The 26,133-nt window shown below is 61.3% G+C and carries 20 protein-coding genes; 11 read left to right on the top strand and 9 right to left on the bottom strand.

Annotated elements, in window-relative coordinates:
* The 3 genes from QTL96_RS24620 to QTL96_RS24610 form a co-directional block, all read right to left on the bottom strand.
* Window positions 1–1,002 carry an ABC transporter permease gene (locus tag QTL96_RS24620; RefSeq protein WP_112536412.1) on the bottom strand — a complete coding sequence of 334 codons (1,002 nt, stop codon included), beginning with the start codon at window positions 1,000–1,002 and terminating at the stop codon, window positions 1–3.
* A gap of 12 nt (window positions 1,003–1,014) precedes the next feature.
* Window positions 1,015–2,541, bottom strand: a complete 1,527-nt coding sequence (locus QTL96_RS24615; protein WP_289729551.1) for a sugar ABC transporter ATP-binding protein — start codon at window positions 2,539–2,541, stop codon at window positions 1,015–1,017.
* Between the two features lie 74 nt (window positions 2,542–2,615).
* On the bottom strand, window positions 2,616–3,596 hold the full coding sequence (locus QTL96_RS24610; protein ID WP_018897696.1) for a substrate-binding domain-containing protein: 981 nt from the start codon (window positions 3,594–3,596) through the stop codon (window positions 2,616–2,618).
* 259 nt (window positions 3,597–3,855) lie between these two features.
* Between QTL96_RS24610 and QTL96_RS24605 the strand changes: the two genes are divergently transcribed.
* Window positions 3,856–4,626: a FadR/GntR family transcriptional regulator gene (locus tag QTL96_RS24605; protein WP_112941171.1), complete on the top strand. Its 771-nt coding sequence runs from the start codon at window positions 3,856–3,858 to the stop codon at window positions 4,624–4,626.
* Window positions 4,627–4,637: 11 nt separating this feature from the next.
* Here QTL96_RS24605 and QTL96_RS24600 read toward each other — a convergent pair whose 3' ends face one another.
* The 3 genes from QTL96_RS24600 to QTL96_RS24590 all read right to left on the bottom strand — a co-directional run bounded on the left by QTL96_RS24600 (window position 4,638) and on the right by QTL96_RS24590 (window position 9,494).
* The gene (locus tag QTL96_RS24600; RefSeq protein WP_113199744.1) at window positions 4,638–6,044 is read right to left on the bottom strand and encodes an adenylate/guanylate cyclase domain-containing protein; all 1,407 of its coding nucleotides are present in this window, start codon (window positions 6,042–6,044) and stop codon (window positions 4,638–4,640) included.
* A 157-nt stretch (window positions 6,045–6,201) separates the two neighbouring features.
* Window positions 6,202–8,319: a HAMP domain-containing methyl-accepting chemotaxis protein gene (locus QTL96_RS24595; RefSeq protein WP_354669145.1), complete on the bottom strand. Its 2,118-nt coding sequence runs from the start codon at window positions 8,317–8,319 to the stop codon at window positions 6,202–6,204.
* Between the two features lie 281 nt (window positions 8,320–8,600).
* Window positions 8,601–9,494, bottom strand: a complete 894-nt coding sequence (locus QTL96_RS24590; protein WP_113199746.1) for a fructose bisphosphate aldolase — start codon at window positions 9,492–9,494, stop codon at window positions 8,601–8,603.
* Window positions 9,495–9,688: 194 nt separating this feature from the next.
* Here QTL96_RS24590 and QTL96_RS24585 point away from each other — a divergent pair, with 194 nt between their 5' ends.
* Entirely contained in the window at window positions 9,689–9,880 is a 192-nt protein-coding gene (locus QTL96_RS24585; RefSeq protein WP_289729550.1) for a hypothetical protein, read from the top strand.
* A 116-nt stretch (window positions 9,881–9,996) separates the two neighbouring features.
* Here QTL96_RS24585 and katG read toward each other — a convergent pair whose 3' ends face one another.
* Window positions 9,997–12,171, bottom strand: a complete 2,175-nt coding sequence (gene katG / locus QTL96_RS24580; protein WP_289729549.1) for a catalase/peroxidase HPI — start codon at window positions 12,169–12,171, stop codon at window positions 9,997–9,999.
* 178 nt (window positions 12,172–12,349) lie between these two features.
* Between katG and QTL96_RS24575 the strand changes: the two genes are divergently transcribed.
* Together QTL96_RS24575 and QTL96_RS24570 are read left to right on the top strand one after the other, a co-directional pair.
* Window positions 12,350–13,309, top strand: a complete 960-nt coding sequence (locus QTL96_RS24575) for a hydrogen peroxide-inducible genes activator (protein ID WP_112941165.1) — start codon at window positions 12,350–12,352, stop codon at window positions 13,307–13,309.
* Window positions 13,310–13,422: 113 nt separating this feature from the next.
* Entirely contained in the window at window positions 13,423–14,640 is a 1,218-nt protein-coding gene (locus tag QTL96_RS24570) for an SfnB family sulfur acquisition oxidoreductase (protein ID WP_289729548.1), read from the top strand.
* Window positions 14,641–14,699: 59 nt separating this feature from the next.
* Here QTL96_RS24570 and QTL96_RS24565 read toward each other — a convergent pair whose 3' ends face one another.
* Window positions 14,700–15,911 (bottom strand): acyl-CoA dehydrogenase family protein, encoded by a 1,212-nt coding sequence (locus QTL96_RS24565; RefSeq protein WP_112972874.1) that lies wholly within the window; start codon window positions 15,909–15,911, stop codon window positions 14,700–14,702.
* A gap of 62 nt (window positions 15,912–15,973) precedes the next feature.
* Window positions 15,974–17,020, bottom strand: a complete 1,047-nt coding sequence (locus tag QTL96_RS24560) for a substrate-binding domain-containing protein (RefSeq protein ID WP_112941162.1) — start codon at window positions 17,018–17,020, stop codon at window positions 15,974–15,976.
* Between the two features lie 309 nt (window positions 17,021–17,329).
* Here QTL96_RS24560 and QTL96_RS24555 point away from each other — a divergent pair, with 309 nt between their 5' ends.
* The 7 genes from QTL96_RS24555 (at window position 17,330) to QTL96_RS24525 (ending at window position 26,133) form a co-directional block, all read left to right on the top strand.
* The gene (locus tag QTL96_RS24555; protein WP_289729547.1) at window positions 17,330–18,811 is read left to right on the top strand and encodes a sugar ABC transporter ATP-binding protein; all 1,482 of its coding nucleotides are present in this window, start codon (window positions 17,330–17,332) and stop codon (window positions 18,809–18,811) included.
* Entirely contained in the window at window positions 18,808–19,854 is a 1,047-nt protein-coding gene (locus QTL96_RS24550) for an ABC transporter permease (RefSeq protein WP_289729546.1), read from the top strand. The genes QTL96_RS24555 and QTL96_RS24550 overlap by 4 nt, the downstream gene beginning before the upstream one ends.
* 42 nt (window positions 19,855–19,896) lie before the next feature.
* Window positions 19,897–20,937, top strand: a complete 1,041-nt coding sequence (locus QTL96_RS24545) for a substrate-binding domain-containing protein (protein ID WP_113008585.1) — start codon at window positions 19,897–19,899, stop codon at window positions 20,935–20,937.
* A 75-nt stretch (window positions 20,938–21,012) separates the two neighbouring features.
* Entirely contained in the window at window positions 21,013–22,269 is a 1,257-nt protein-coding gene (locus QTL96_RS24540; protein ID WP_289729545.1) for a hypothetical protein, read from the top strand.
* Window positions 22,270–22,494: 225 nt separating this feature from the next.
* Complete coding sequence (locus tag QTL96_RS24535) at window positions 22,495–23,511, top strand: sugar ABC transporter substrate-binding protein (RefSeq protein ID WP_289729544.1); 1,017 nt, start codon at window positions 22,495–22,497, stop codon at window positions 23,509–23,511.
* Window positions 23,512–23,570: 59 nt separating this feature from the next.
* Entirely contained in the window at window positions 23,571–25,121 is a 1,551-nt protein-coding gene (locus QTL96_RS24530; protein ID WP_289729543.1) for a sugar ABC transporter ATP-binding protein, read from the top strand.
* Complete coding sequence (locus QTL96_RS24525) at window positions 25,111–26,133, top strand: ABC transporter permease (RefSeq protein ID WP_113199756.1); 1,023 nt, start codon at window positions 25,111–25,113, stop codon at window positions 26,131–26,133. The genes QTL96_RS24530 and QTL96_RS24525 overlap by 11 nt, the downstream gene beginning before the upstream one ends.

The raw sequence follows: 26,133 nt of genomic DNA, 5'->3' as shown, positions 1-26,133 counted from the left end.
TCAGCCCTTGTTGCGCGACATGCTGCGCTTTATCGCCTGGATATTGGCGAGCACCGCGATGACGATGATGAGACCGCGCACGACCTGCTGGAAGAACGGATTGATGCCAAGCAAGACGAGGCCGTTCCCGATAAGCGTGATGACGAGAACGCCGAGCAGCGTGCCGAGCATCGAGCCGCGCCCGCCGGAGAGCGACGTGCCGCCGACGACAACGGCCGCGATGACGTCAAACTCGAGCCCGTTCGCCGCAGTGGCATTACCCGAGCCCAAGCGGGAAACGAGCAGGATGCCGGAGATGGCGGCCATCGCGCCGGCGATCGCAAACAGCGCCACGCGGATCTTCGAGACGCTGATGCCGCTCAAAAACGCCGCATGCGCATTGCCTCCGATCGCGAAGACGGAGCGGCCAAAGGCGGTCTTGCGGCTGACGAAGGCGAAGATCGCGAAGAATACCAGCATGATGATGGCGGCCGGCGGGATGCCGAGCACGGAGCGGTCGAGCGCGTCGAGCGTATCGTTACGGCCGATCGAAACGGGAAGCGCGTCGGTCACAAACAATGCCGTTCCTCGAAGCGCGCTCCATAGCCCAAGCGTTGCAACAAACGAGGGAACGTCGAAGTAAGCGCGCAGCGCGCCGGCAATCGAGCCAAGCAATGCGCCGATGACGATCGAAAGTGCAAAGGCCACCGGCGTTGGCACGCCCCACTGTAGAAGGAAGGCAAGAACCACCGAGATGAACGCGACCATCGGCCCGACGCTGACATCGATCTCGCCAGCGATGATGATCAGGGTCGCTGCCCAGGCAGCGATGCCGATCGTGGCGGCGTCGCGCAGGATATTGATCTGGTTGTTGAAAGACAGGAAGCCATTGGCTGTCGATGTGAAGACCACATAAAGAACGACGATGGCGACGAAGAGGCTCAGCTCGTTCATGTGCTGGGAAAAGCTGAAGCCCGACTTCTTGCTTGATGATGCTGACGTTGCAGCCTGGTCGAGTGACATGGCGTCTCTCCCTCAATGTCCGGCGATGCAGGCAGCCATCAAGGCGTCCTGATCGATGTTTGGTGATTTGAATTCTTCGCAGAGCGTTCCGTCGCGCAAGACAACCACGCGGTCGCAGACGAGCGGTAGCTCCTCGATCTCGCTGGAGACGAAGATGACGCTGCGCCCTTCGGCAGCCAACTGTCGAATGATGGCATAGATTTGCGCCTTGGCTTCCACATCGACGCCCCTGGTCGGCTCATCAAGCAGCAGAACGCGGCTGTTGGCACAGACCCAGCGGCCGATGACGATCTTCTGCTGGTTACCACCAGACAGCGTGCCGATCGGCGTGTCAGTGCGCGCCGTCTTGACGTGCAGGCGTTCAATGACCTTGCGCGTCGCCTCGGCCATCATCTTCGCCGAAAGAACGCCGCTCTTGCTGACGCCGGAAAAGTTCGTCGCAAGCGTGTTTTCGTCGACGCCGAGAAGCGGGACGATACCCTCCTCCTTGCGGCTTTCCGGCGTGTAGCCGAAACCGCGCGACAGCATGCGCTTATAGTGACCGGGCCGGACTGACTTGCCGTCGACGAGCACCTCGCCTTGGTCCTGGCGCCGCACACCCATGATCGCCTGCAGCAGTTCGGTGCGGCCTGCGCCCAGCAACCCGGCGATGCCGAGAACCTCGCCGGCCTTCAGGTGAAACGAGACCGAACTCAGCTTCGGCGCCAGCGCGAGGTTGCGAACCTCGAGCACGGTCTTTTCCTGGCTTCTGTTTTCCAGCGCCGCGGCCTGCGATCCTTCCGAGCCCAGCATGAGCCGGACGATCTCGCGCGTATCGGCACCCTTGACGTCAACAGTGTCGATGATGCGTCCGTCGCGCATGACGGTGGCCGAATGCGCGATCTGGCGGATTTCGTTCATGCGGTGACTGACATAGATGACGGCAATCCCCTCCGAGGCAATGCGCGTCACGGCGGCCATGACCTTCTCGGCCTCGGCAGCGGCAAGCGAACTCGTCGGCTCGTCGAGAATGACGAGCTTCGGCTTTCCGAGGAGAACGCGGGCGATCTCAAGCAGTTGGCGTTCGGCCGGGCTCAGGCTTGCGACCAGCGTGTTGGGCGCGCTCTCCAGACCGAGCCGACCCATCGCCTCGCAGGCTTGCGCCTCCATCTCGGCATACTGGATGACACCACCCTTTCGCGGCCAGCGTCCAAGAAACAGGTTTTCGGCGAGCGTCATGCCCGGAACAAGGCTGAGTTCCTGATAGACGACGCGAACGCCCTTGTCGAAGGCGTCCTGTGCACGGCCGGAGCCAGAGTGGCGCAGTTCCTCGCCATCGACCTCGACGGTGCCGCTGTCTGGAATTTCCGCGCCGGTCAGCATGCGGATCAGCGTCGACTTGCCCGCGCCATTCTTGCCGAGCAGCGCTCTAACCTCGCCGCCGGCCACCTGGAATGTCGCATTGTCAAGCGCGAGCACGCCGGGATAGCGGCGCGTGCATCCCTTGATGGATGCGATCGGGCGGTGAGCGAGGTTGGGCGCAAGTGATGTCTGTGTCATGAAACTTTCCACCGATGAAAGATGCCGCCAGTCGCCTGGCGGCCTCGATTGTCGTGAAACTCAGGCCCGAAGCCTCACGGAATGCCGTCGGCGTGTGCCTTCAGCCAAGCCTTGCCGTCTTCTGAAGACTTGTAAACGTCGATGTCGTAGGGAACCTTGATGTCGGCGGGCGCCTGGCCATCAACGGACTTGATCGCCTGGGCGAGCGCCAGTTTGCCGAGGCCCTGGCCCGAGATGTCGACGACGGCCTTGATGACCGTGAAGTCGGACAGTTCCTGGGCGATCTCGGTCGTCATGTCGCCGCCGAAGACCACGACCTGGCCGGTCTTGCCCTGGCTCTTGACGGCACGCGCCGCACCAAGGGTCGCACCGCCGGCTTCGCCGAAGAAGGCATCGATATCAGGGTTCGACGACAGCATGGTGCTGGCGACGGAGACAGCCTTGTCGAGGATCGCCCCTTCCTGGTTGGCGACGATCTGAGCACCCGGCACCTTGGCCTTCAGCGCTTCCTCGAAGCCCTTGCGGCGCGTCACGCAGACCTCGACGAATTCGCAGTTCAAAACCGCGATCTTCGGTGCGTCCTTTTTCTCGGCGATGAAATAATCGGCGGCGGCTTCGCCAAGCTTGTGCCCGAAATCATAGGGGTCGCCGACGGCATAAGCGGAGATGTACTCCTTCATGTCGGCGTCGTTCAGGCATGTATTGTAGCAGACGACGGGGATGCCCGCGTCATGCGCACGGCGGATGGCGCGCGAGGAACCGTCGGCAGAAACCGGGGAAACGATGATCGCCTGAACGCCGGAGGAAATAAGCGAATCGATGAAAGACGATTCCTTGCTGGCGTCACCTTGCGCATTCGTCTCGATAACATCGAGCTTGCGGCCGGCTTCGTTGGCACCCGTTTGGATACCCTTGCGAACGCCGGCATAAAAGCCCTGAGCGTCCATGTAGATTGCACCGACCTTCAGGTCTTTGTCCTGTGCGAAGGCGGGCGATAGCCCCGCTGCGGCGAATGTTCCAAGTGCCAGCATTGTGGCGCGCGTAATGAGCTTCATCGCTCCCTCCCTTGAGATCAGATGGTGAGGAATGCGGACCCGCCCGCCTCCTCCAGCGCCACCAACCATATTCTTGGTCTTACCAATGTCAATATAAATACGATTTATTTTTCGTAAGATGTGTTTTTAGTGCGGTATCCTGTGCTAAACATATCCGCACGGAGCGCCGTTTCGCCTATAAATCGTATTTTTTGGTGCGCACGCTTGACTGGTCTGGCGTCGGCAGCAAGCTGGAACTGAAAGAATCGGAGATAAATCTGTGGCGACAACGCAAACAGACAGGAAATTGACGGAAGGCGGAGTAGAGATCGCATCCCGCGGAAAGAGAAGTGTTCGCGAAACCCTGCTATCGCGCCTCGTCCATATGATCGTTGCGGGCGATTTCGCCGAAGGATCGACTTTGCCCAATGAGGCAGAATTGACCGAGAAATTCTCCGTCAGTCGCACGAGCCTGCGCGAATCCATGCAATATCTGAGCGCGCTCGGCATGGTTCGCTCGCGCACTCGGGCTGGAACAATCGTGCTCCATCGAGAAAACTGGAACTACCTGGACCCGCTGGTTCTCGACGTGATGCTTTCAATCGGCGGGGACGAGGCGTTTTACACCTCGCTGATCGATGCGCGCCAGTTGCTCGAGCCGGCCGCTGCCGCCCAAGCGGCAGCCAAGGCCACTGCCAAGCAGCTCGCCCGGATCGCTCAGGCATTCGAGGACATGGTCGATGCGAATGCGCGCGATAACGAGGAGTGGAGCAGGGCCGACCTCGAGTTTCACACGGCGATCATCAACGCCAGCGGCAACTGGGTCTATCGTCAATTCGCCAGCGCAATCCGCGCGGCGTTGCTTGCCAGTTTCCGGCTGACGAACCGCGCCAGCCAGTCTCACGAGCAGGCCATCCAGAAGCACCAGGATGTGCTCGAGGCGATCCGCATGCGCAATCCTGACAATGCACGCCGCGCAATGGAAACACTGATCGGGGTCGCGCGCGCCGAAATTACCGAGGCCCTGAAGCGCCCTTCCGCAACAGGATAAGCGGTCGGCGATCACGACAGCGCGAAAATCTTGACCTCGCGGCCGATGCCCTGCAGCGCGGCCATGCGCGACACCGAATGAACGCTGCGCTCCCGCAGCATCTCCGAGACACGGCTGTCGTGCACCACCGCCTCCGTTGTCATGATGACATTCGGATCGGCGAGACCTTGAACGCGTGAGGCGATGTTGACCGTCTGGCCGAAGTAATCCTGGCGATCGTTCAAATTGACCGCGAGGCACGAGCCCTCATGGATGCCGATCTTCAAGAGAAGATCGTCGGCACCGTGCTCGGCGTTCAGGCGCAACATGGCCTTTCGCATCCGCAAGGCCGCCGCCACCGCACGATCGGGCGTCGGAAAGCTCGCCATCACGGCATCGCCTATCGTCTTGACCACCGCGCCGGTTTCGGACGCGACAATCTCGTTGAGAACGCGAAAATGCGATCGGACGAGATCGAATGCCGCAATGTCGCCGACGCGCTCGTAAAGTGCTGTCGATCCTCTGAGGTCGGTAAACAGGAAGGTGAGGCTGGTGATCTTCAGGCGCTGATCGACGTCGAGCGTGTCGGTTCGGTATATGTCGCGAAAGCTCTGGTTCGTCAGCAAACGCTTGGCCGTGAGAAACGGCCGCCTGCGTCCCAACAGATCATGTAACTCATCGCCGGCGACACAGACATTCGGCACCACTCTACGGTCGGTGTGGTTTTCAAGCGCGAGCCGGAGCAGACCGGGACGCAGCGTGACGGTCTCGTTGAGCGCATGGCTTTGGGTAATGACCATCGAGAGCGACTGACGCTCGCTGGTGGGATCGCCCTTTACATCTATGAACTGCGCCGAGTGCGTGACAGCGTCGAAGATGATGACGAACTGGGCCGGCAACTGAAACGAGACGAAGGCTTTTTCGCCCGGAGACAGGTCGATCATCTCCAATTGAATGGGCGCGAACTTTTCTTCGAGATTATCAGGCAGATCGACACCGGAGCTGAAGAACATCTGCCGATAATATTCCAGAGGCGGCAAAAGATCGGGATCATGGGCCGCGATGCGGCGCACTCGTGGGTTCACAGTGAACGTCACCTCGACCATCTCATCAAGCGTCGGCTCATAACCCGCGGCACAAAGCCCGCAATGATAGATATCATGGACAACACCCTTGAGGCTTGCCCCTGTATCGAGCACCCCGCCGCAGCCCGGACAAAGTACATTCCACGTCATGTCGAAAATGCCGAGCCGAGCCGCATGCAAAAATGCTTCGATTGTGCGCTCCTCGCTAAGTTGGTGCCTGCAAGCAAAGGCGAGCACGTTGATACGATTGAGATCGCGATCGACGCCATCGGCGACAGCGGCCTCGATCAATGCGACAGCCTCTGCGTCAGCCGTCTGTCGCAGGGCGCCAAATAGGGTCTCGGCATCGCTCATGTGACCATTCCATCTGGACAATCGACAGCGGACATCACCAAGGTAACCATTATATCACGCCGATGCGAAGAGTACATCGGGGCGCGTGAGCGCGTATGAGGCGTTGGTTCGAGCCCACCTCTGCTTGCGATCAGAGCCAGGAGCAATCCGGCGTAGCTTAACGCCGGCCGCCGACCAATCGCAGGGCCGTCGAGGGCTCGTTTCGGTCATCGACGGTGACCTTGAATACCGAGACGAGTTCGCGCAGCCGGTTGGCTTCGCCGGCAAGCACGGCGGACGCAGCATTGCTCTCCTCCACCATGGCGGCGTTCTGCTGGGTGTCCTGATCCATGCCGTTCATCGCCGTGTTGATCTCGACCAAACCGATACTCTGTTCGCGCGAGGACAGGGCGATTGCTTCCATATGCTGGTTGATGGCGACGACGTGCCTGCCGATGCCGTGAAGCGCCTCGCCCGTGTCCCTGACGGCGCGCACGCCCTCTTCGACTTCAAGCGTGGAGCCGTCGATCAGAGCCTTGATCTCCTTGGCGGCATTGGCGGATCGCTGCGCCAGTTCGCGAACCTCGTGTGCCACGACAGCGAACCCCCGTCCGGCCTCGCCGGCACGAGCCGCCTCGACGCCGGCGTTGAGCGCCAGCAGGTTGGTCTGGAAAGCGATCTGGTCGATAGTCGCGATGATGCTTGCGATCCGCTTCGACGACCCTTCGATCCGCTCCATCACGGAGACCGCCTCATCGACAAGGACGGCCCCCTTCGACGCGCTGTCATTGGCCGCACGCGCGACCTGTTGGGCATCCTCAACACGTTTCGTCGCATTCGAGACATTGGCCGTTATCTCGTCGAGTGCTGCGGCGGTTTGCTCAAGCGAGGCCGCCTGGCGCTCCGTGCGTTGCGCCAACTGGTTTGCGCCGCTGCTGATTTCCTGGGTGCCGTTGTCGATAGAATGACTGGATTGCATAATCTCGCCCATCACCTCGGCCAGTTGTCCCAACGTCGCATTCAGATCGCCTCGCAGGCTCTCAAAATCCGGTGCGAATGGTTCGACAAGCTGGAAGGAGAGATCGCCGGACGCCAGTCGCTTCAGGCCGGCGCCGAGGTCGCCTGTTGCCTGCAGCAGCCGTTCGCGTGCGAGCGCTTCTGCCTGCTCTTGCATCTGGACGCGGTTAGCCTCCGCATCCCGGCGCGCCGCGACGGCCTCTGCCTCGAGTGCAGCAGCAGCGATCGCCTGCTGCCGAAACACTTCGAGCGCCTTCGCCATGGCACCCACTTCGTCGCGCCTTGCGGCACCCGGCGCAGTCTGCTGCGTCTCTCCGTCGGCCAGCCGACGCATCGCCGCCGTGATCATCAGGATCGGCGCGCTGATCGAGCGGCCTATCAGCCATACGCTGACCAGGATGAGGCCGATCGCAACAGCGATCAACGCGATTACGAGCGTGATGTTGCGCTGGCCGACGCGATCATTCTGCGCCAGCGTCGCGGTCTGCGCCGCTGCGTAGCTTTCGATGATGTCAGAAAGCACCGGCTGCACCGCTGAATAAGCAGCGCTAACCGCGTCCCGCGCGGAGGCCTCCTCAAGCGTCGCCTTGCCATAAAGCCGGAACGCATTCTGGTAGACCGCGAGCGCTTCGGCGGCGCGCATGCGCTGTGCGCCGGGCCGGAACGCCTTCTTCATCAATTCGGTAAACGTCGCGACTTCGGCGGTGTGCTTGGCAAGGTAATCCGGATTTCGGCGCAGAATGAAATCCTTCTCGTGTCGCCGCATCATCAACATGCTGGCCTTCAGCTCGGCATCCGCCACGCCTTCGAGCTGGCCTTCGATTGAGTGCACAGCCTCGCGCATGGCGCCTTCGAGACCCTGGGACTGATCAAGTCCCAATTCCTTGTCCTTTGCCACGAGTGCCGAAAACGTGCCGGCATAGGCGCGCAGCGCGCCACTCAAAGCCTCAAGCTTGGCGGCCTGATCGGGCTGCGCATCACCCTTCAGCCGATCAATCACCGAGTTGGCCCTTTGGAGGGCTTTGTCGAAATCTTCGATTGTGCCGAGCTGCCGCGTAAGAAGGAATTCCTTTTCCCATAGCAGGGTATCGCGAATATCGTCCCGCGCGGTTGCGACATCACGTTGCTGCCTTGCCAAACCGTCGGCGGTCTGGCGATAGCGGGCTTCGACTTGTCGCTGACCGATGAAGATGGCGGAAATCGCGACAATCCCGATCAGTGCGACCAAGGCAAGCAGCATCACGCGATGGGAAATTTTCAAGTTTGAGAGAAAGGTCACGACACACCCCCGGCAATTTTGTCGGGCGCTTACATCATCTGTGACGTTAAGCATTCACAAACCGGGGATGAAACTTTCGTGATTTTGCGAAGAAAATAACCTTGGCGCGCGCAGCCTTCTAGCCACTCAACTTTGGATGCTTGGGTAAGCGAGATGACAACTCATAAGCCGCGCCAGATAGGGAGAGGGTCGGACGTTCGATCGAATGGAAAGCAATCCCCAGTGGATCGAACGCCCTTGTTCCTGACCATCAGACAATCGAAATCATGGCCGCCTCGACCTCACTTCACCGCACTTGCCGCATAGATCTGATCGATTGCCTCCTGCATACAGCGATCGAATTCAGCGTCGCTCATCGTGACACGCAGATCCTCCGCCAGCGCTCTTGAGAAACTTGCGATCATGCCGTGGTTCTGGCTCAGCTTTTCGCAAGCCTCGGCCCGGCTGTAGCCACCTGACAAGGCGACAACGCGGATGACCGACTTGTGGTCGACAAGCGGCTTGTAAAAGTCGTCGACGCTTGGCAGCGTAAGCTTCAGCATGACCTTCTGATCCGCCGGCAGGGCGTCAAGTTCGCGCAGGATTTCTTCGCGCAGGATCACCTCCGCCTCGCGCTTGGTCGGGCTCTTGATCGAGACCTCAGGCTCGATGATCGGAACGAGGCCGTGGCCAATGATGCGCTGCCCCACGGTGAACTGCTGGTGCACGACGGCGGCGATACCGGCCCGGTTGGCTTGGGCTATCACGGAGCGCATCTTGGTGCCGAAGATACCCTTCTTGACGGCCCGCTCCAGCAAACCGTCGAGTTCCGGCATTGGCTTCATGACCTGAACGCCATTGACTTCGGCTGCCAGCCCCTTGTCGACTTTTAAAAACGGGACGACACCACGGTCTTCCCACAGGAACGCGGGAACAGGCTTGCCCTTGGCGTCACCGTCCATGGTTCTCTCGAAGAGAATGGTGCCGATCACCTTGTCGCCCGAGAATGCCGGCGCCGTCATGATACGAACGCGCATCTCGTGGACCAGGCGAAACATCTCATCTTCACTGCCGTAGTCGGTATCCGCAATGCCGTAGAGGCGCAGAGCGCCCGGCGTCGATCCGCCGCTCTGATCGAGAGCAGCGATAAAACCCGCCTTTTCAGCCATCTGGGACATCATTCTTGCATCTGGCATTATTTCCTCCCTGCTGCATTTCGCACGTCTCGGAAGACGACCTCCGACCAGGCTGAGCAACCCGGTGCAAAAGCAACGTCTCATATTCCTAAGCAAACGGCCACCTCCTTGTGTCGACGCTTTCTGCGGCCGCATGGAACAAGGCTCGTTGCCGGTCATTTACGTGCGAGGTATCGCGAAAGGAGACCGAGACGATGGCCAAGGACGTCACAAACCGCCGGGCGAAAGAGCATGTGGACGAAGATCAGAATGGTGTGATCGTTGCTGGACCCGAAGCCCATGCACGCGAGCATGCAGGCACAGATCCCGCGCATAAGGCATCGCCGAGCAAGGACAAAAGCACCGTCAAATCGGCGGTGCAGCCAGCAAGTGGTGGCAAAGGCTAACGGGCAGCTCTACGTCGATAGACACGACGATATCCGACCCATGAAACGGAAAACCTCCCCGCATGAAGCCGCAAGCGGGGAGGTTCTTTTCGAGGTCTGTAAGTAGACCCTGCGCCTTAGGCGGTCAGATCAAACCGGTCAGCGTTCATCACCTTCGTCCACGCAGCAACGAAGTCCTTCACGAACTTCTCCTTGCTGTCGTCCTGGGCGTAGACTTCGGCATAGGCGCGCAGCACCGAGTTCGAACCGAAGACGAGATCGGCACGGGTCGCGGTAAAGCGCACGGCACCGGTCTTGCGATCACGGATTTCGTACGAGTTGCGGCCGGTCGGGACCCAGGAATAGTCCATGTCCGTCAGCGTGACGAAGAAATCCGTGCTGAGCGCACCGACCTTCGATGTGAAGACGCCATGGTTGCTGCCGCCGTGGTTTGCGCCGATGACGCGCAGGCCACCGACGAGAGCCGTCATCTCTGGCGCGGTCAGCCCCATCAGCTGGGCGCGGTCGAGGAGCAGTTCCTCGGCGCTGACCACATAGTGCTCCTTCTGCCAGTTGCGGAAACCGTCAGCGACCGGCTCAAGCGGCGCAAAGCTCTCGGCATCAGTCTGCTCTGCAGTGGCGTCGCCACGACCGGCGGCGAACGGCACCTGGATATCGAACCCTGCAGCCTTGGCTGCCTGTTCGACACCGTAGTTACCGGCAAGAACGATCACATCGGCAACCGAAGCGCCGCTTGCGGCAGCGATCGGCTCCAGCACGGCCAGAACACGGGCGAGGCGTTCAGGCTCGTTGCCGGCCCAATCCTTCTGCGGCGCCAGCCGAATGCGGGCGCCGTTGGCCCCACCGCGGTTGTCCGAACCACGGAAGGTACGGGCGCTGTCCCATGCCGTGCTGACGAGGTCGGCGAGGGAGAGGCCGGATGCGGCGATCTTCGCCTTGACGGCTGAGACGTCGTAGCTCGTGCTGCCTGCCGGGATCGGGTCCTGCCAAAGCAAGTCTTCCGCCGGAACATCCGGGCCGATGTAGCGCGCCTTCGGGCCCATGTCGCGGTGGGTCAGCTTGAACCATGCGCGAGCGAAGGCATCCGAGAATGCGGAGAAATCGTCGCGGAAGCGCAGCGAGATCTCACGGTAGATCGGGTCGACCCGAAGTGCCATATCGGCGTCCGTCATCATCGGGTTCAGGCGGATGCTCGGGTCTTCCACGTCGACCGGCTTGTCGGCGTCGGCGATCGAGATCGGCTCCCACTGGGTGGCGCCCGCCGGGCTTTTCACCAAATGCCATTCATGCTTGAAGAGCATTTCGAAGAAGCCGTTGTCCCACTTGGTCGGCTCGGTGGTCCATGCCCCCTCGATGCCCGACACCACGGTATTCCGGCCGATGCCGCGACCCTTGGTGTTCAACCATCCGAGACCCTGGGATTCCGGACCTGCCGCTTCAGGATCGGCGCTGAGATCGGCGGGGTTGCCGTTGCCGTGGCTCTTGCCGATGGTGTGACCGCCGGCAGTCAGCGCCACGGTCTCTTCGTCATCCATGCCCATGCGGGCAAAAGTTTCGCGCATCTGCGCGGCGGTGGCGAGCGGGTCGGACTTGCCGTTGACGCCCTCGGGGTTGACGTAGATCAGCCCCATCTGGACGGCTGCCAGCGGGTTCGAAAGCGTGGCCGGCTTGGCGACATCGCCGTAGCGGCCGTCGCTCGGTGCGAGCCACTCCTGCTCGTCACCCCAGTAAACGTCCTTTTCCGGTTGCCAGATATCTTCGCGGCCGAAGCCGAAACCGAAGGTCTTCAAGCCGGCGACGTCATAGGCGATCGTGCCCGCGAGCGCGATCAGGTCGGCCCAGGAAATCCGGTTGCCGTACTTCTTCTTGATCGGCCAGAGAAGGCGGCGGCCCTTGTCGGTATTGACGTTGTCCGGCCACGAATTCAGCGGAGCGAACCTCTGGTTGCCGGTGTTGGCGCCGCCGCGGCCGTCTGCCGCACGATAGGAGCCGGCCGCGTGCCAGGTGACGCGGGCCATCATGCCGACATAGCTGCCCCAGTCGGCCGGCCACCATTCCTGGCTTTCGGTCATCAGTGCGCGCAGATCGCTCTTCAGCGCCTCGACGTCGAGCTTCTTCAGCTCTTCGCGATAATTGAAATCCTTGCCGAGTGGATTGGTCTTGGTGTCGTGCTGGCTCAGAATGTCCAGGTTCAGCGCGTTCGGCCACCACTGCGTGACGGATTTGCCAAGCGCCGTATTGCCGCCGTGCATGACCGGACACTTGCCGGCCGATGGTGTCTTTGTGTCCACGTTCACTCTCCCTAAAATTCGAACTCGGGTTGGCGTCGCGTGCCAAGTGTTCCTTGCGCAAGAAATGCTGCGCGGGGTCAACGAACCAGCTGTCTGGCTCAAGTCCCGAAAAAGGAATTAAGGGACCCGGTCGATAAATTCCAATTGTATATTCTGAACGCACTGATAGGTTTTGGTTATGATTGGCTTATCCATGAAGCACCTGCGTTATTTCGAGGCCCTAGCACGGCTGGGGCACTTTGGCCGCGCTGCCGATGCCTGTGCGATTTCGCAGCCGGCGCTATCCGTGCAAATCCGCGAACTCGAGGCTTTGATCGGCGCTCCTTTGGTGGAACGCGGTGGCCGGCAGATCCGTCTGACCAGTCTCGGCGAGGAGTTTGCGGAGCGCGTACGCGCCATACTGCGTTCGGTCGACGATCTCGCCGATCTGGCGCGCGCCACGCAGACGACGCTTTCGGGCCGGCTTCGCATCGGCGTCATTCCGACGATCGCCCCCTATCTACTGCCCGATGTGATCAAGACGCTCACCCAGCGCTATCCGGGGCTTGATCCACGCCCGCGCGAGGCGGTGACCCAGCGGTTGATCGAGGACCTGCACGAGGCGAGATTGGACGCAGCAATCGTTGCCCTTCCCGTATCAGAGACGACGCTTGAGGAGGTTCCGCTTTTCAACGAGGAGTTCGTTCTCGTCCGGCCTATCGAGGACGCAGGCAAACCCGTGCCGAGTTCGGAGATGCTGCATGAGATGCGTCTCCTCTTGTTGGAGGAAGGACATTGTTTCCGCGAGCAGGCGCTCTCCTTCTGCAACATCGCCGCCGCGCCGCCGCGCGAACTCATGGAAGGGAGCTCGCTGACCACGCTGGTGCAAATGGTCGGCGCCGGCATCGGAGTGACATTGCTGCCGCAGATGGCGGTGCGAACGGAGACACGCTCGGCGGATGTGAGTGTGTTTCGCCTGCTGGAGCCCCGTCCTTTCCGCACGATCGGCATGGTCTGGCGCAAGACCAATCCTCTGGCCTCTCAGTTCGGCGCAATCGCAGAAATTGTTCGTGACGCCGGCAACCGAAAGGCGTGGGAACTTGGTGAGCTCCCCGGCGTGCGCGAACAGCCACCCTTTGGCCTTACTGTCGCCGGTTGAGATGCCATGTGCAGCGCAAAGACATTTCATTGGTCCATTAGTTTATAGATTTAATGTTCTTCTTTTTAATCGAGACATCTTGCACCCCTATCTCCTCAGCTTTGGAGAGAGAGATGGACAAGATACCACATCAGATAAACGCAATTGGGGGCGCCACGGCGCATCTGGCCAGCGAAGAAGAAGCGATCTCGGCCGCGCGGACGCTGGCGGATCGCTTCAAAACCGAAGCTTCCCTGCGCGATCAGGAGCGCTTGCTTCCTCACCATGAGTTGGATGCCTTGTCACGCGCAGGTCTTCTGGCGATTACTGTTCCTCACGAATACGGAGGAATAGATGTTTCAAACAGCGTTCTTGCCGAGGTGACCGCCATTCTCGCCGAGGCCGACGCATCGATCGGCCAGATCCCCCAGAACCATTTCTATATTCTCGAAGCGCTTCGAACGGACGGCACGGAAGAACAGAAACGCTTCTTTTTCGCACGCGCACTTGCCGGCGACCGGTTCGGCAACGCGCTGTCGGAGCGTGGCACGAAAACCGTTGGAGACTACAATACCCGAATTGTCCGTGATGGGCTCGGTTATCGCATCAATGGCCGAAAGTTCTATTCGACCGGCGTCATATTTGCCGACTGGATCACGGTCTTCGCATTGAACGAGAACGATCAACTGACCATGTCTTTCGTCCAAAAAGGAAGCGAGGGTGTGGAAATCCTTGATGATTGGGATGGTTTTGGACAACGGACGACCGGCAGCGGTACGACGTTGCTTGATAATGTTTACGTCCCGTCCGATGCTGTCGTGCACCATCATAAAGGTTTCGAGCGTCCAACGACGATCGGTTCGGTGGGGCAGATCATCCATGCGGGGATTGATCTCGGCATTGCGCGCGCAGCCTTCTCAGAAATGGTCGATTTCGTGAAGACCCGATCGCGGCCATGGACCAACAGCGGTGTTGAAAGAGCATCAGATGATCCTTTGACCATCGCCAAGGCCGGGGAACTTGCGATCAGGCTGGAAGCGGCCTCCGCCCTGGTCGAACGTGCCGGCAACAAGGTCGACATTGCACAGATCGATACGACCGAAGAAAACGTCGTTGCTGCGACGCTCGCTGTTGCAGCGGCGAAAGTCCTGACATCGGAAATCGCATTAGACGCCTCCAACGCGCTCTTCGAACTCGCCGGCACGGCCTCCACGAGCACAGGTCTCAACCTCGACCGCCACTGGCGCAATGCACGGACCCACACGCTGCACGATCCGGTGCGCTGGAAATACCATGTTGTCGGCAACTATCATCTCAACGGGGCGCTACCGCCGCGAAGCGGCGCCCTTTGACCGACGCAGGTAGCCCCGCCGCAAGCGACGGGGCTACCGAGGGTCGCTAGGACCACTGTCTAACTATAGAGGCTGACTTCGGGGATCTTGTCGTTGAGAACGAACTCACCGACTTCCTTGGCCTTGTAGAAAACGGGATCATGCAGCGTGTGCGTTCTGACATTTCTCCAGTAACGGTCGAAACGATAGGATTCAGCCGTCGAGCGGGCGCCGGTCAGCTCAAAGACGCGGGATGTGATGTCGAGTGACACATTTGTGGCGTGAACCTTGGCGGCATAGGCTTCAGCGGCCACTTCCCCGCGCTCGCGCGCCGTGACATCAGCACCACGAGACAGCGCCGCCTGAACCGCGCCGGCCGCCTGATCCGCCAATGCAGCGGCCGCCTTCACTGAAGCAGTAAACTCTCCGACACGCTCAAGGATATAGGGATCGTCCTGTGCTCTGGCGACGCCCGATGTGACCCAAGGGCGTGTGGTCGTCCTGACATAGTCGACTGCTTGCGCAAGAGCGCCTTCGGCGCTGCCGAGGTAGAAATTCACGAAAACAAGCTGGATCAGCGGTGTGTTGAAGCTCGCAAGCACCGGGGGGGCCGCTCCCGCCTCGGCTGGTGCCCCAATAAAATCCTCCTCGTAAACGGGGAAGTCCCGGAATTCGACGCTGCCGCTGTCGGAAAGTCGCTGTCCGATATTGTCCCAGTCGTCGTTGGCGATATAGCCCGGCCGATTGGTAGGAACCGCAAAACTCGCGATCTTTCCGTCCAGCGTGGCATTGGCGTTGATGTAGTCGGATATCCGCGCCGCGGTGGAGAAGGACTTGCGGCCGTTCAACACATAACCGTTGCCGCGTCGCGTCAGCGTGAGGCCCGGATCGCGAGGATTGACGGCAGCACCCCAGTAAAGTCCCTTGGCTACTGTTTCAGTGCCAAGTGCATTGGCACGACCTGCGTCGTCGATCGCCCAGTAGATGTACTGGCTGTTGACGAAGTGATAGCCGAGCAGCTGCCCGATCGAGCTTTCTCCACGGGCGAGAATGCGCACGAGCTTCAAACCGTCGACCCAGTCAAGGCCGCCCCCACCTATCGCTTGAGCGTGCAGCGCGTTAAGCAGCCCGGCATTCTTGAGCTTGACGATCTCATTGAGCGGCGGGCGGCCGTCACGGTCGAGTTCGGCGCCTCGGCTCGCGAGGTCAGCTGAAATCTCCTCCGCGCGCGCGAAAAGCTCGGTCCTTGTCGCGCCTCGCGCGGCGACATGAATGACATTGGATTGGCTCATCGAAAACTCCCATTGAAAATAGAGCGGTCCGGCAGGCGAGCTGCCGGACTGGCGTGCCTGCGTCAGAAAAGCTTTGCCGGGATCCAGGGAGCGGTCACCACGTCGCTGGTGTTGAACTCGGGCAGCTTCTTCGCCAGATCCTCGATCGTCTTGACGTTGGCCGACCGCAGCGCCGCCTGCGTCAACAGGGTCGGCTTCACGGTGATATTGTGGGGAACGTCTTCACCGGCGATCTGCAGGGCCGCCGCGCGAACGGATACGGCGCCGACAACAGCAGGATTGGTCGCGACGGTCGCCACCCACGGGCTTCCCTCCTCGGTGATCTCCTGAATATCGGCGGTGGAAACATCGGCCGAATAGATCTTCAGCTTGGATGCGATGCCGAGATCATTGGCCGCCAGCTTCACCCCGCGCGCAAACTCGTCATAGGGAGCGAAGACCACGCTAATGTCGGGATTGGCCGTCAGTGCCGCCTTCGCCTGGTCCGCCGTCGATGTCGCGGTCGTGTCGCTCACATTGCCGAAGCGCGCCTTCTCGACAACGCCCTTGTTATCGGCCTTGAATTTCTCCCAGACCTCGTTGCGGCGGTCGAGCGGCGCAAAGCCCGCGACATAGACATAGCCGGCGTTGAAGCTCGTGCCATTTTCCTTCACCGCCTGTTCGAGCGCCTGCTTGGCAAGCTCATGATCGCTCTGCTCGACCTGCGGTATCTTGGGGTTGTTCAGATTGACGTCGAAAGCGACAACCTTCACGCCCTTGTCGAGTGCCTGCTGCACGACGTCACCAAGCGATTCCGGCAAGCCGTGGTCAACGACGATCCCTTGAACGCCGAGATTGACGGCCTGCAGGATCTGCTCGCGCTGTTCGGCGGCGTTCTGGCGGCCGGGGAAGACGCGCAGGTCAATGCCGAGCGCCTTCGCCTGCGCTTGTGCGCCAGCCTGATAGGCCTGGAAGAAGTCGCCTGCCGAGATGTAGCTGATCAGGGCAAGCTTGACGCCGCCCTTGTCGAATGGCGCCGGCGCGCCAGCCAACCCTTCGGCGTGAGCACCACTCAAGGCGACGAATGAGATCGCGGCGGCAGAAAGCGCCAGGCGGCTGAAGGTCTTCATGATGCGCTCCTAAAAAGATCCAATTTATCCGCGGCTTTTCTCCCGCATTTTCATTAGCGTATATTTTCTACGTTTTTAGTAGACAAATTGCTCCGATATTTCTGCTGAACGGGAAAAACTTTGTGCGATTTGCGTGTGGGGCGGGAAACACTTTGCCTGTCGCGACACCGGGTTCCGGTGCAACTTGGCGTCAATGAAACCGGGTTTTTGAGGGCCGTTCAAGACGAAGTAGCGCGCGTAAAATTCATTTAAATCAGAGCGATGCTCCCTAACTTCGCCTCTCGGCTCCCCTTCACTAGTAGTTCATCCATGTCTCTGCTCTCCGTTGAAAATCTGACCCGCAGCTTTGGCACGACACGCGCGCTGTCGGGCGCTTCCCTATCGATCGCCCGCGGTGAGATCGTGGCTCTCATGGGCGCGAACGGCGCGGGCAAATCGACACTCGTGAAAATCCTCTCCGGCGTGCTTTCCGCCGACGGCGGAGAGGTGACCATTGACGGTCGACCCTTCGCGCCGCGGACGCCGGCGCAAGCAGCAGCGCGCGGTATCGTGACCGTGCACCAATCGACCGATCTGGTCGGCGCACCGGGGCTGACGGTCGCCGATGTCTTGCTCCTCAATCGCTTCGCCGACCGCAGCCAGCCGTTCTTCGTCTCAAGAGGAGCTATTCGCGTGCAGGCAAAGGCCATGCTGGATGCCGCAGGCTTTGAACTGCCGCTTGATCGCGATTTCGCCGACCTCGGCGCCGCCGATAGGCAATTGGTGGCGATTGCGCGTGCCCTTTCAAACAAGGCGGACATGCTGATCCTCGATGAACCAACGGCCAGCCTGTCGATCGGGGAGAGCCAGCGGCTGTTCGAAATCCTGCTACGCTTGCGCGCCCAGGGTCTCGCCGTTCTCTATATCTCGCACCGGACCGCCGACCTGCAGGCGATCGCAGATCGGGCGCTGGTCATGCGCGGTGGCCGTGTGGTCGGCGCCTTCGAAAGACCGATCGACTTCAGCGCCGCGATCGAGACAATGATCGGACGAAAACTGGAGGCGGCGCGGCCGGACGTAGGTGCGCAAAATGGCCGCGTCATTTTCGAGATGGCGAATATCAAGCTTCTCGCCACCAGCACATCATTCGACCTATCCATCCGCGAGGGCGAAGTCGTCGCCGTCACCGGCGTGCTCGGCGCCGGCAAAAGCCGGCTCCTGTCAGCCATCTTCGGGACGGGAACGCTTGCCTCGGGAACGATGGCACTCGATGGGCAGCCGTACCAACCGAACGGCCCCGCAACTGCCATTGCGGCCGGTATCGTCATGGCCGCCGAGGATCGACATCACTCTTCCCTGATGCCGCCGTCATGGCCGGGAAACAGCGTGGCCGCGACGATCAGCCTGCCGCACCTGCGCAAATGGTACCCGCAGGGCTTCCTGTGGGGCAACCGCGAAACACGCGAGGCGGAGCAGGCGATCAAGCGACTGCGCATCAAGACCTCCGGCCCCGACGCATCGATATGGACCCTTTCCGGAGGCAACCAGCAGAAGACCGTTCTCGCTCGCTGGGAAGCTGAGCCGAGCCGGCTGCTGTTGCTCGACGAGCCATTCCAGGGCGTCGATGTCGGCGCCCGGCAGGACATCATCGAAGCCATCAGGGGACGGAGCGATCGCGCCACGCTGATCGCGACCTCCGATCCGGAAGAGGCCTTCGAGATCGCCGACCGCATCCTCGTCATCGATCATCACAGTGTCCGCCCCGCGCAAGTGCACGAAGACAAACCTGCTGCCGAAGGAATTCCAGCATGAGCTCCATTCAGGATGAATCCATTGGCGAGACACCTTCGCCGCAGGGCACAGGTCCGTTTCTGAGCCGCGTGGCTGCGGTGATCCGCTCCGGCGCGGTCTTCCTGCTCCTCATCGCGCTGGTGATCGGCTTCACCGCCGCACAGCCCGCCTTCATCAACATCAACAATCTGATGAGCATCCTGCAGGCCGTGTCAGTGGTTGCCATTCTAGGCGCGGGCGTCACGGTCACGCTCGCCGTCGGCGGCTTCGATCTCTCGATCGGTGCGGTCGCCGCCTCCAGCGTCATGACCGCCAGCTATGCGATGATCGTGCTCGGGCTCGACGCTTTCGCAACCGTCCCGCTGGTGCTCGCCTTCGGCGCGCTCATCGGCCTCATCAATGCCTTCGTCATCGTGCGGCTGAAGGTGCCGGATCTTCTGGCGACGCTGTCGATGATGTTCCTGCTTTCGGGCCTGCAGCTGATCCCGACGGCCGGTCGTTCGATCTCGGCCGGCCTCATCCTGCCTGATGGCTCGACGGCACCCGGCGTCTACGATCCGCGCTTCCTGCTGATCGGCCGCTACAGCATCGCCGGCACCGTTCCAGTGGCCGTCGTGCTGATGATCCTGGTCGCCCTAGTCCTCTACATCCTGACGGAGCGCACGCGCATCGGCCGGCTGCTGTTTGCCACCGGCGGAAACGAGGTCGCCACCCGTCTCGCCGGCGCGTCGACCACGCGCCTCAAGACGCTGGCCTATGTGATCTCCGGAACGCTGGCCTCGCTCGGCGGCATCATCGTTGCTGCCCGCGTCGGGCGCGGCGACGTGTCATCGGGCGGATCGCTTCTGATGGACGCCGTCGCCGCCTCGCTGATCGGCTTTACGGTCATGGGCCTTCGCCGCCCGAACGCGCTCGGCACCATCGTTGGCGCCGTCTTCGTCGGTGTGCTGCTCAACGGCCTGACGATGCTCAATGCGCCTTACTACACCCAGGATTTCGTCAAGGGTGCCGTGCTGGCGGGCGCGCTCGCGCTCACTTATGGCCTCGGCCGAACCAATCCGTGAACGAAAACTATCACACGCCATAGCCCAAGGAGAGGCTGACTTATGAAGACCACACTGAAATCCTTTGCCGCCGCGCTCATCGCGGGCGTGCTGCTTGCAAGCTCCAGCCTCGCAACCGGCATCGAAGGCGCGCCGGCGCCGTTCGACAAGCGCCAGGTCAATATCGCCGTTGTCAGCTATCTCGGCGGGGGCGATTGGCTGCAGGCCTTCGAGGCGGGCGTCAAGCGGCAGGCCGACGCGCTCGGGATCAAGACGACGATCTCCCAGGCCCGCAACGACAACGACACGGAACGCACGCTGATCGAGCAAGCGATCAACCTCGGCGTCGATGGCATCATCATCAACAATGGCCGTCCCGAGGTGCTGAAGGACGTCGCGCAGAAGGCTCTCGATGCCGGCATCAAGGTCGTGGCTTACGACGTCAACCTCGACAACCCGGCGATCCCGCAGATCGAGCAAAGCGACAAGGACATGGCGAGCCTCGTGCTCGAGCAGGCGGTCAAGGACAAGGGCGACGGCTTCGTCGGCGGCGCCGTCTATGTCGCCGGCTTCGCGCCGCTGGATCGCCGCTATGCCGTGTGGAAGGATTTCGTCGCCAAGCATAATCTGACGGAAAAAGCCGTGTGGGGCGTGGTCAACGATACGGTTCCGGCCTCCGTGGCCGACCAGACGAAGGCGGTACTTCGCGCCAACCCCGACATCTCGGTGATCTTCACGCCCTGGGACGAGTTCGCCAAGGGCGCAAAGCTGGCGATCGACGAGCTCGGCGTCGCCGACAAGGTGAAGATCTACGGCGTCGACACCTCGACGGCCGATATCCAGCTGATGATCGAACCCGACAGCGCATGGGTTGCCACCGCCGCCACCAACGCCGCCGTCGTCGGCGAAGTCTCGGTCCGCGCCGTATCGCTGGATATCGCCGGCCAGTTCCCGGGCCGCTCCGTGCTCCTGAAGCCGACGCTGGTGACCCGCGACGATCTCATCAGCAACAAGATCACCAGGATCGAAGACCTGCAGCAGAAGTTCCCCGCCTTCCTGAAGAGTGATGCCGCGACCGCTCCGTGGATCCAGCCGCTAAACTAAGCATCCGAAACAATCGAGCGCCGCCCATCGAGACGGCGCTTTTTTATTTTCAATTCACATTTTACAGGTGACCACATGGCTGACAGCCTCGACCTCCCACGCCCTGATTTCGCCCGCAACATGAAGCTGATCGGGCATTCCGACATTGGTGGACGTGGCGACGGATTGCAGCTGATGGTGCATCGGGGACATGCCTATGTCGCCCATCCCTGGTCGCAGGGCTTCTCGATCGTCGATGTACGCGATCCCAAGCGGCCCGGCGCGGTTACCTATATCCCAGCTCCCGCAAACACCTGGAACATTCATCTGCAGACGCATGACGATCTGCTGCTCGTTATCAACGCACTCGATCTCTTCGCCGATGTCGAGACGTTTTCCAGCGAGAAGGACTATTACACCAAATCAATCGGCGAGACCGTTGCCGGCCGCAAGAAAAACCGCTCCTGGACAGCCGGCATGACTGTCTACGATATCTCGACGCCGCACACGCCGCGCAGGATCGGTCAACTGGATGTCGAGGGCGTCGGTTTCCATCGCCTCTGGTACGTCGGCGGCCGCTACGCCTATGCATCGGCGCTCCTCGACGGCTTCTCAGACTACATTTTCGTGACCATCGATCTCGCCGATCCGACACGCCCCGAAATTGTCGGGCGCTGGTGGCTCCCGGGCATGAACCGCGCGGCCGGCGAAACCTCCACGGCACCCGAGGGCAAACGTTATGCGCTGCATCACGCGCTGGTTTCCGGCAACACGGCTTATGCCTGCTGGCGCGATGGCGGGTTGACGCTGCTTGACATATCCGACCACGCCGCGCCGAAGTTAATCGCGCACCGCAACTGGTCTCCGCCCTATGGCGGCGGCACCCACTCGCCTTTACCGTTGCCGGGGCGCAACCTGCTCGTCGTCGCCGACGAGGCTGTGGCCGATGGTGAAGAGGACGGCCGCAAACACACCTGGATCTTCGATGTCCGCGAGCCTTCCAACCCGGTCAGCATCTCCACCTTCCCCATCCCTGATGAAGTCGACTACACCAAGAAGGGCGGCCATTTCGGGCCGCATAATCTTCATGAGAACCGCCATGGTTCGTTCGTGTCCGAGACGCTCATCTTCGCGACCTGGCAGAATGCCGGCATCCGCGCCTTCGATATCTCCGATCCTTATCGCCCCGTCGAGACCGGCGCGCTCGTGCCCGCCGCGCCGAAAATCATGACCGACAAGCGCCCAGGGCGTCCACAAGTCATCCAGTCCGCCGACGTCTTCGTCGATGCCTCAGGCCTTGTCTATGCGACCGACTACAATGCTGGCCTTGAGATCATCGAGTACGGCGGCTGAGCTTCCGAGCGCCTCGAAACCGCCGGCGGCCGATCCGGATTCGCCCGCCAATTTCCACGCTGTATCTCGCTTTGGTCAACCTGAACGCTGCCGTCGAAAACGCCTATCCGTAGCCCTTCTTCCCTCTGGTTCATTTCCTCCTGACCTCGGCTTTTGGAAAAGCGTTTCTCTCAATTCCATTTAATCTACATATTCTATGGATATTGATTATTGAGGGACAACAAAATGACTGAACACACCAATGCCGGCCTCGGCCGTCGCGAAATCCTGAAGTTCGCCGCCGTGGCAGGCGCGACCTTCGCCGGCACCAGCCTTCTCGCAAGCGCCGGCACCGCAGCCGCGGCAGACGAAGAAGGCCTTTCCCTGAAGGGCAAGCGCATCGCCATCAGCGCCACGGGTACCGACCACTATTTCGACCTGCAGGCCTATAACGCCCAGATCGAGGAAGTGAAGCGCCTTGGCGGCGAGCCGATCGCGGTGGATGCCGGCCGCAACGACGGAAAGCTGGTCGCTCAGTTGCAGACGCTGGTGGCGCAGAAGCCCGATGCGATCGTCCAGATTCTCGGCACGCTCAGCGTCATCGATCCCTGGTTGAAGAAGGCGCGCGACGCCGGCATTCCGGTTCTCACCGTCGATGTCGGCTCGACCAATTCGATCAACAACACGACGTCGGACAACTGGGGCATCGGCAAGGATCTGGCACTGCAGCTGGTCTCCGATATCGGCGCCGAGGGCAACATCGTCGTCTTCAACGGTTTTTACGGCGTGACGCCCTGCGCGATCCGCTACGACCAGCTGGTCAACGTGGTGAAGTACTTCCCGAAAGTGAAGATCATCCAGCCGGAACTGCGCGACGTGATCCCGAACACAGTTCAGGACGCCTTCACCCAGATCACCGCAATCCTCAACAAGTACCCGGAAAAGGGTTCGATCAAGGCCATCTGGTCGGCCTGGGATATTCCCCAGCTTGGCGCCACCCAGGCGCTGTCCGCTGCCGGGCGCACCGAAATCCGTACCTACGGCGTGGATGGAAGCCCCGAGGTCCTGCAGCTCGTCGCAGACCCGAACTCACCGGCCGGCGCCAACGCTGCGCAACAGCCCGCCGAGATCGGCCGTACGGCAATCCGCAATGTCGCCAAGCTGCTGGCCGGCCAGACGCTGCCACGCGAGACCTATGTTCCGGCGTTGCTCGCCAACAAGGCGAACGTCAAAGACGTCACCAAGAAGCTTGGCATCGGCTGAATTGCGGACGGGTGATGCGGCACCGCCGCGTCACCCTCGTCTCCACTGGGGTTTCCGACATGACGGCAATACTTCCTCCGCAGCCCGCCAAGCGGCCTGACGACATCATCCGCTTCGACCGCGTCGTGAAGCGCTTCGGCGGCGCGCAGGCGCTGGCCGGCGCATCGCTGGCGATCAAGCACGGCACGATCCACGGCCTCGTGGGGCAAAACGGCGCGGGGAAATCGACGCTGATCAAAATCCTCGCCGGCCTGCACCAACGAGACGAAGGCACGATCGAGATCGAGGGCCAGAGGATCGGTCATCTGACGCCGCATCTAGCCGAAACCCACGGCATCCACTTCATCCACCAGGACCGCCTGCTCGTTCCGACCTTCACCGTCGGCGAGGCGCTGTTTCTGGGTCGCGAGCCACGACTTCCGGGAACACCATTCCTCGATCGCCGTAAGATGCAGCGGCAGGCAAACGAGACGCTCGCCGATTATTTCGGGATCAAGTTGCCCACGCACGCCCTGATCGGGGAGCTGTCGACCGCCGAAAAGCAGATCGTCCAGATTACCCGCGCATTGCTTGATCATCCCAAGGTGCTGGTTTTCGACGAGCCGACCGCGGCGCTTGTGCGGCGCGAGGCCGATATCCTTTTCCGCCTGATCCGTCGCCTGCGCGACGAAGGCGTCACCATCATCTACATCTCGCATTATCTGAACGAAATCGAAGAGCTCTGCGACCACGTCACCGTGCTCCGCAACGGCATCGACGTGGCCTCCACACCGATTGCCGAGACATCGGCCAACGACATCGCGCGACTGATGGTCGAGCGCGATATCGCCGACATGTTTCCCAAGCGACGGGTAGAATTCGGCGAAGAACTCCTCAAGGTCGAGGGTCTGACCGCCGCGAACCGCTTTTCAGACGTCAGTTTCACCGTCCAACGCGGCGAGGTGCTTGGAATTACCGGCTTGCTCGGCTCGGGCGCCAAGGATCTCGTGCGCACGCTTTTCGGGCTGGAGCGTGCGCAGTCCGGTCACATCGAGGTCGCGGGCGCGGCAGATAGAGCGTGCACGCCACAGGCCGCCGTCGTCAGGCAGATCGCCCTGGTGCCGGAAGATCGCCGCGGCCACGGCGTCGCGCTCGATCTGAGCGTTGCGGAAAACATCACGCTCGCGAGCCTTGATCGCTACACCAATCTGGGTGTCCTGAACGGCAAGCGCGAGAGGCGCGACAGCGACCATCTCATCAAGCGCCTGCAGATCAAGACCGCTGGCCGCGATGCGCTGGTGCGCACGCTATCGGGCGGAAACCAGCAGAAGGTGGCGATAGCCAAGTGGCTGAGCCGCCACTCGGAAATCTACCTGCTCGACGAGCCGACCGTCGGTGTCGACATCGGCTCCAAGGTCGAGATCTACACGCTGATCGGCGAGCTTGCCGAACGCGGCGCCGGCATCATCGTTCTCTCCTCCGACCTGCCGGAACTGATTGGGATCACTGACCGGATCCTGGTGCTGTTTCGCGGCCGCGTGACGCGCGAATTCATCTCTTCGGAAACCACAACGGATGAAGTGCTGGCGGAATCGACCGGCGCCTCGGAAAGATTGCGCCATGTCGGCTGATATCCACATCGGCGATCTGGCCGACTTTAAAGCGGAACACAGCAAGGAGCGCTCCGCCCGCAATCTGGCGGCGGCATCGCTGCGCTTCGGTTCGCTGATCGCCTTCGCGGTCATCCTCACCGTTTTTTCGCTCACCGCACCCTACTTCCTGAGCATCGGCAATATCGGCAACGTGCTCGGCCAGTCCGCCATCTCGGGCGTGCTGGCGATCGGCCTGACCATCGTGCTTGTCGCCGGCGGCGCCAATGTCGTCACCGGCGGTATCGACCTCTCACTCGCCGCGAATATGGGCCTCAGCGCCGCCGTCTACGCGACGGTAACGCAGCTTGGCTACGGCGATCCGGCGGCGGTTGCCGCAAGCCTGCTGACGGGGCTGGCGATCGGCGCAGTCAATGCGGCCGCCGTCGTCTTCGCCGGCATCGTGCCGCTGCTTGCGACGCTTGCCGTAATGAACGTCGTGGCGGGCCTCGAATTGGTGCTCACGCAGAATACGGTCGTTCCAGCGTCCACCGATTTCCTGACCGCACTATCTGCCTCTGATGCCTTCGGAATTCCTGTGCTTGCCTATGTGCTCCTCGGCTTCACCGCCGTGGTGACCGCGATCGTGCAATACACACCGCTTGGCCTCCGGCTCTATGCGATCGGCGAATTCCCCGATGCTGCGCGCGCTGCCGGCTTGCCGCTGAAGCGCCTGCTGGCAGGAGCCTTCCTGGCGAGTGGCCTGTGCGGCGGTATCGCCGGCATTCTGTCGGTGTCTTATCTGAGCGGCAGCACGACAGGCTCCAGCGAGATGCTGCTTCCTGTTGTCGTCACGGCGCTTCTAGGCGCGGTGTTCTCCCGCAGACTTGTGCCGACGATAACTGGCACGCTGCTCTCTGCACTCCTCGTCGGCTTCCTTGTCAACGGCTTCCAGCTCCTCAACCTTTCCAGCACGCTGGTCAGCGGCGTCCAGGGAATTCTCATCCTCATCGTCGTCTCGGCAACCACATTGCTTCGCAAGCGGGAGATTTGA

The organism is Rhizobium sp. S163 (assembly GCF_030380805.1).
Lineage (GTDB): Bacteria > Pseudomonadota > Alphaproteobacteria > Rhizobiales > Rhizobiaceae > Rhizobium.
This window is presented reverse-complemented; position numbering and strand designations above follow the sequence as displayed.

What these genes read in the sequence shown, in the direction of transcription:
- QTL96_RS24570 (WP_289729548.1), top strand. Translation starts at nt 13,423, where the DNA reads ATGGACAAGATACCACATCAGATAAACGCAATTGGGGGCGCCACGGCG.
- QTL96_RS24610 (WP_018897696.1), bottom strand. Translation starts at nt 3,596, where the DNA reads ATGAAGCTCATTACGCGCGCCACAATGCTGGCACTTGGAACATTCGCC.
- QTL96_RS24530 (WP_289729543.1), top strand. Translation starts at nt 23,571, where the DNA reads ATGACGGCAATACTTCCTCCGCAGCCCGCCAAGCGGCCTGACGACATC.
- QTL96_RS24535 (WP_289729544.1), top strand. Translation starts at nt 22,495, where the DNA reads ATGACTGAACACACCAATGCCGGCCTCGGCCGTCGCGAAATCCTGAAG.
- QTL96_RS24590 (WP_113199746.1), bottom strand. Translation starts at nt 9,494, where the DNA reads ATGCCAGATGCAAGAATGATGTCCCAGATGGCTGAAAAGGCGGGTTTT.
- QTL96_RS24540 (WP_289729545.1), top strand. Translation starts at nt 21,013, where the DNA reads ATGGCTGACAGCCTCGACCTCCCACGCCCTGATTTCGCCCGCAACATG.
- QTL96_RS24585 (WP_289729550.1), top strand. Translation starts at nt 9,689, where the DNA reads ATGGCCAAGGACGTCACAAACCGCCGGGCGAAAGAGCATGTGGACGAA.
- QTL96_RS24560 (WP_112941162.1), bottom strand. Translation starts at nt 17,020, where the DNA reads ATGAAGACCTTCAGCCGCCTGGCGCTTTCTGCCGCCGCGATCTCATTC.
- QTL96_RS24600 (WP_113199744.1), bottom strand. Translation starts at nt 6,044, where the DNA reads ATGAGCGATGCCGAGACCCTATTTGGCGCCCTGCGACAGACGGCTGAC.
- QTL96_RS24550 (WP_289729546.1), top strand. Translation starts at nt 18,808, where the DNA reads ATGAGCTCCATTCAGGATGAATCCATTGGCGAGACACCTTCGCCGCAG.
- QTL96_RS24620 (WP_112536412.1), bottom strand. Translation starts at nt 1,002, where the DNA reads ATGTCACTCGACCAGGCTGCAACGTCAGCATCATCAAGCAAGAAGTCG.
- QTL96_RS24545 (WP_113008585.1), top strand. Translation starts at nt 19,897, where the DNA reads ATGAAGACCACACTGAAATCCTTTGCCGCCGCGCTCATCGCGGGCGTG.
- QTL96_RS24575 (WP_112941165.1), top strand. Translation starts at nt 12,350, where the DNA reads ATGATTGGCTTATCCATGAAGCACCTGCGTTATTTCGAGGCCCTAGCA.
- QTL96_RS24525 (WP_113199756.1), top strand. Translation starts at nt 25,111, where the DNA reads ATGTCGGCTGATATCCACATCGGCGATCTGGCCGACTTTAAAGCGGAA.
- QTL96_RS24565 (WP_112972874.1), bottom strand. Translation starts at nt 15,911, where the DNA reads ATGAGCCAATCCAATGTCATTCATGTCGCCGCGCGAGGCGCGACAAGG.
- QTL96_RS24615 (WP_289729551.1), bottom strand. Translation starts at nt 2,541, where the DNA reads ATGACACAGACATCACTTGCGCCCAACCTCGCTCACCGCCCGATCGCA.
- QTL96_RS24555 (WP_289729547.1), top strand. Translation starts at nt 17,330, where the DNA reads ATGTCTCTGCTCTCCGTTGAAAATCTGACCCGCAGCTTTGGCACGACA.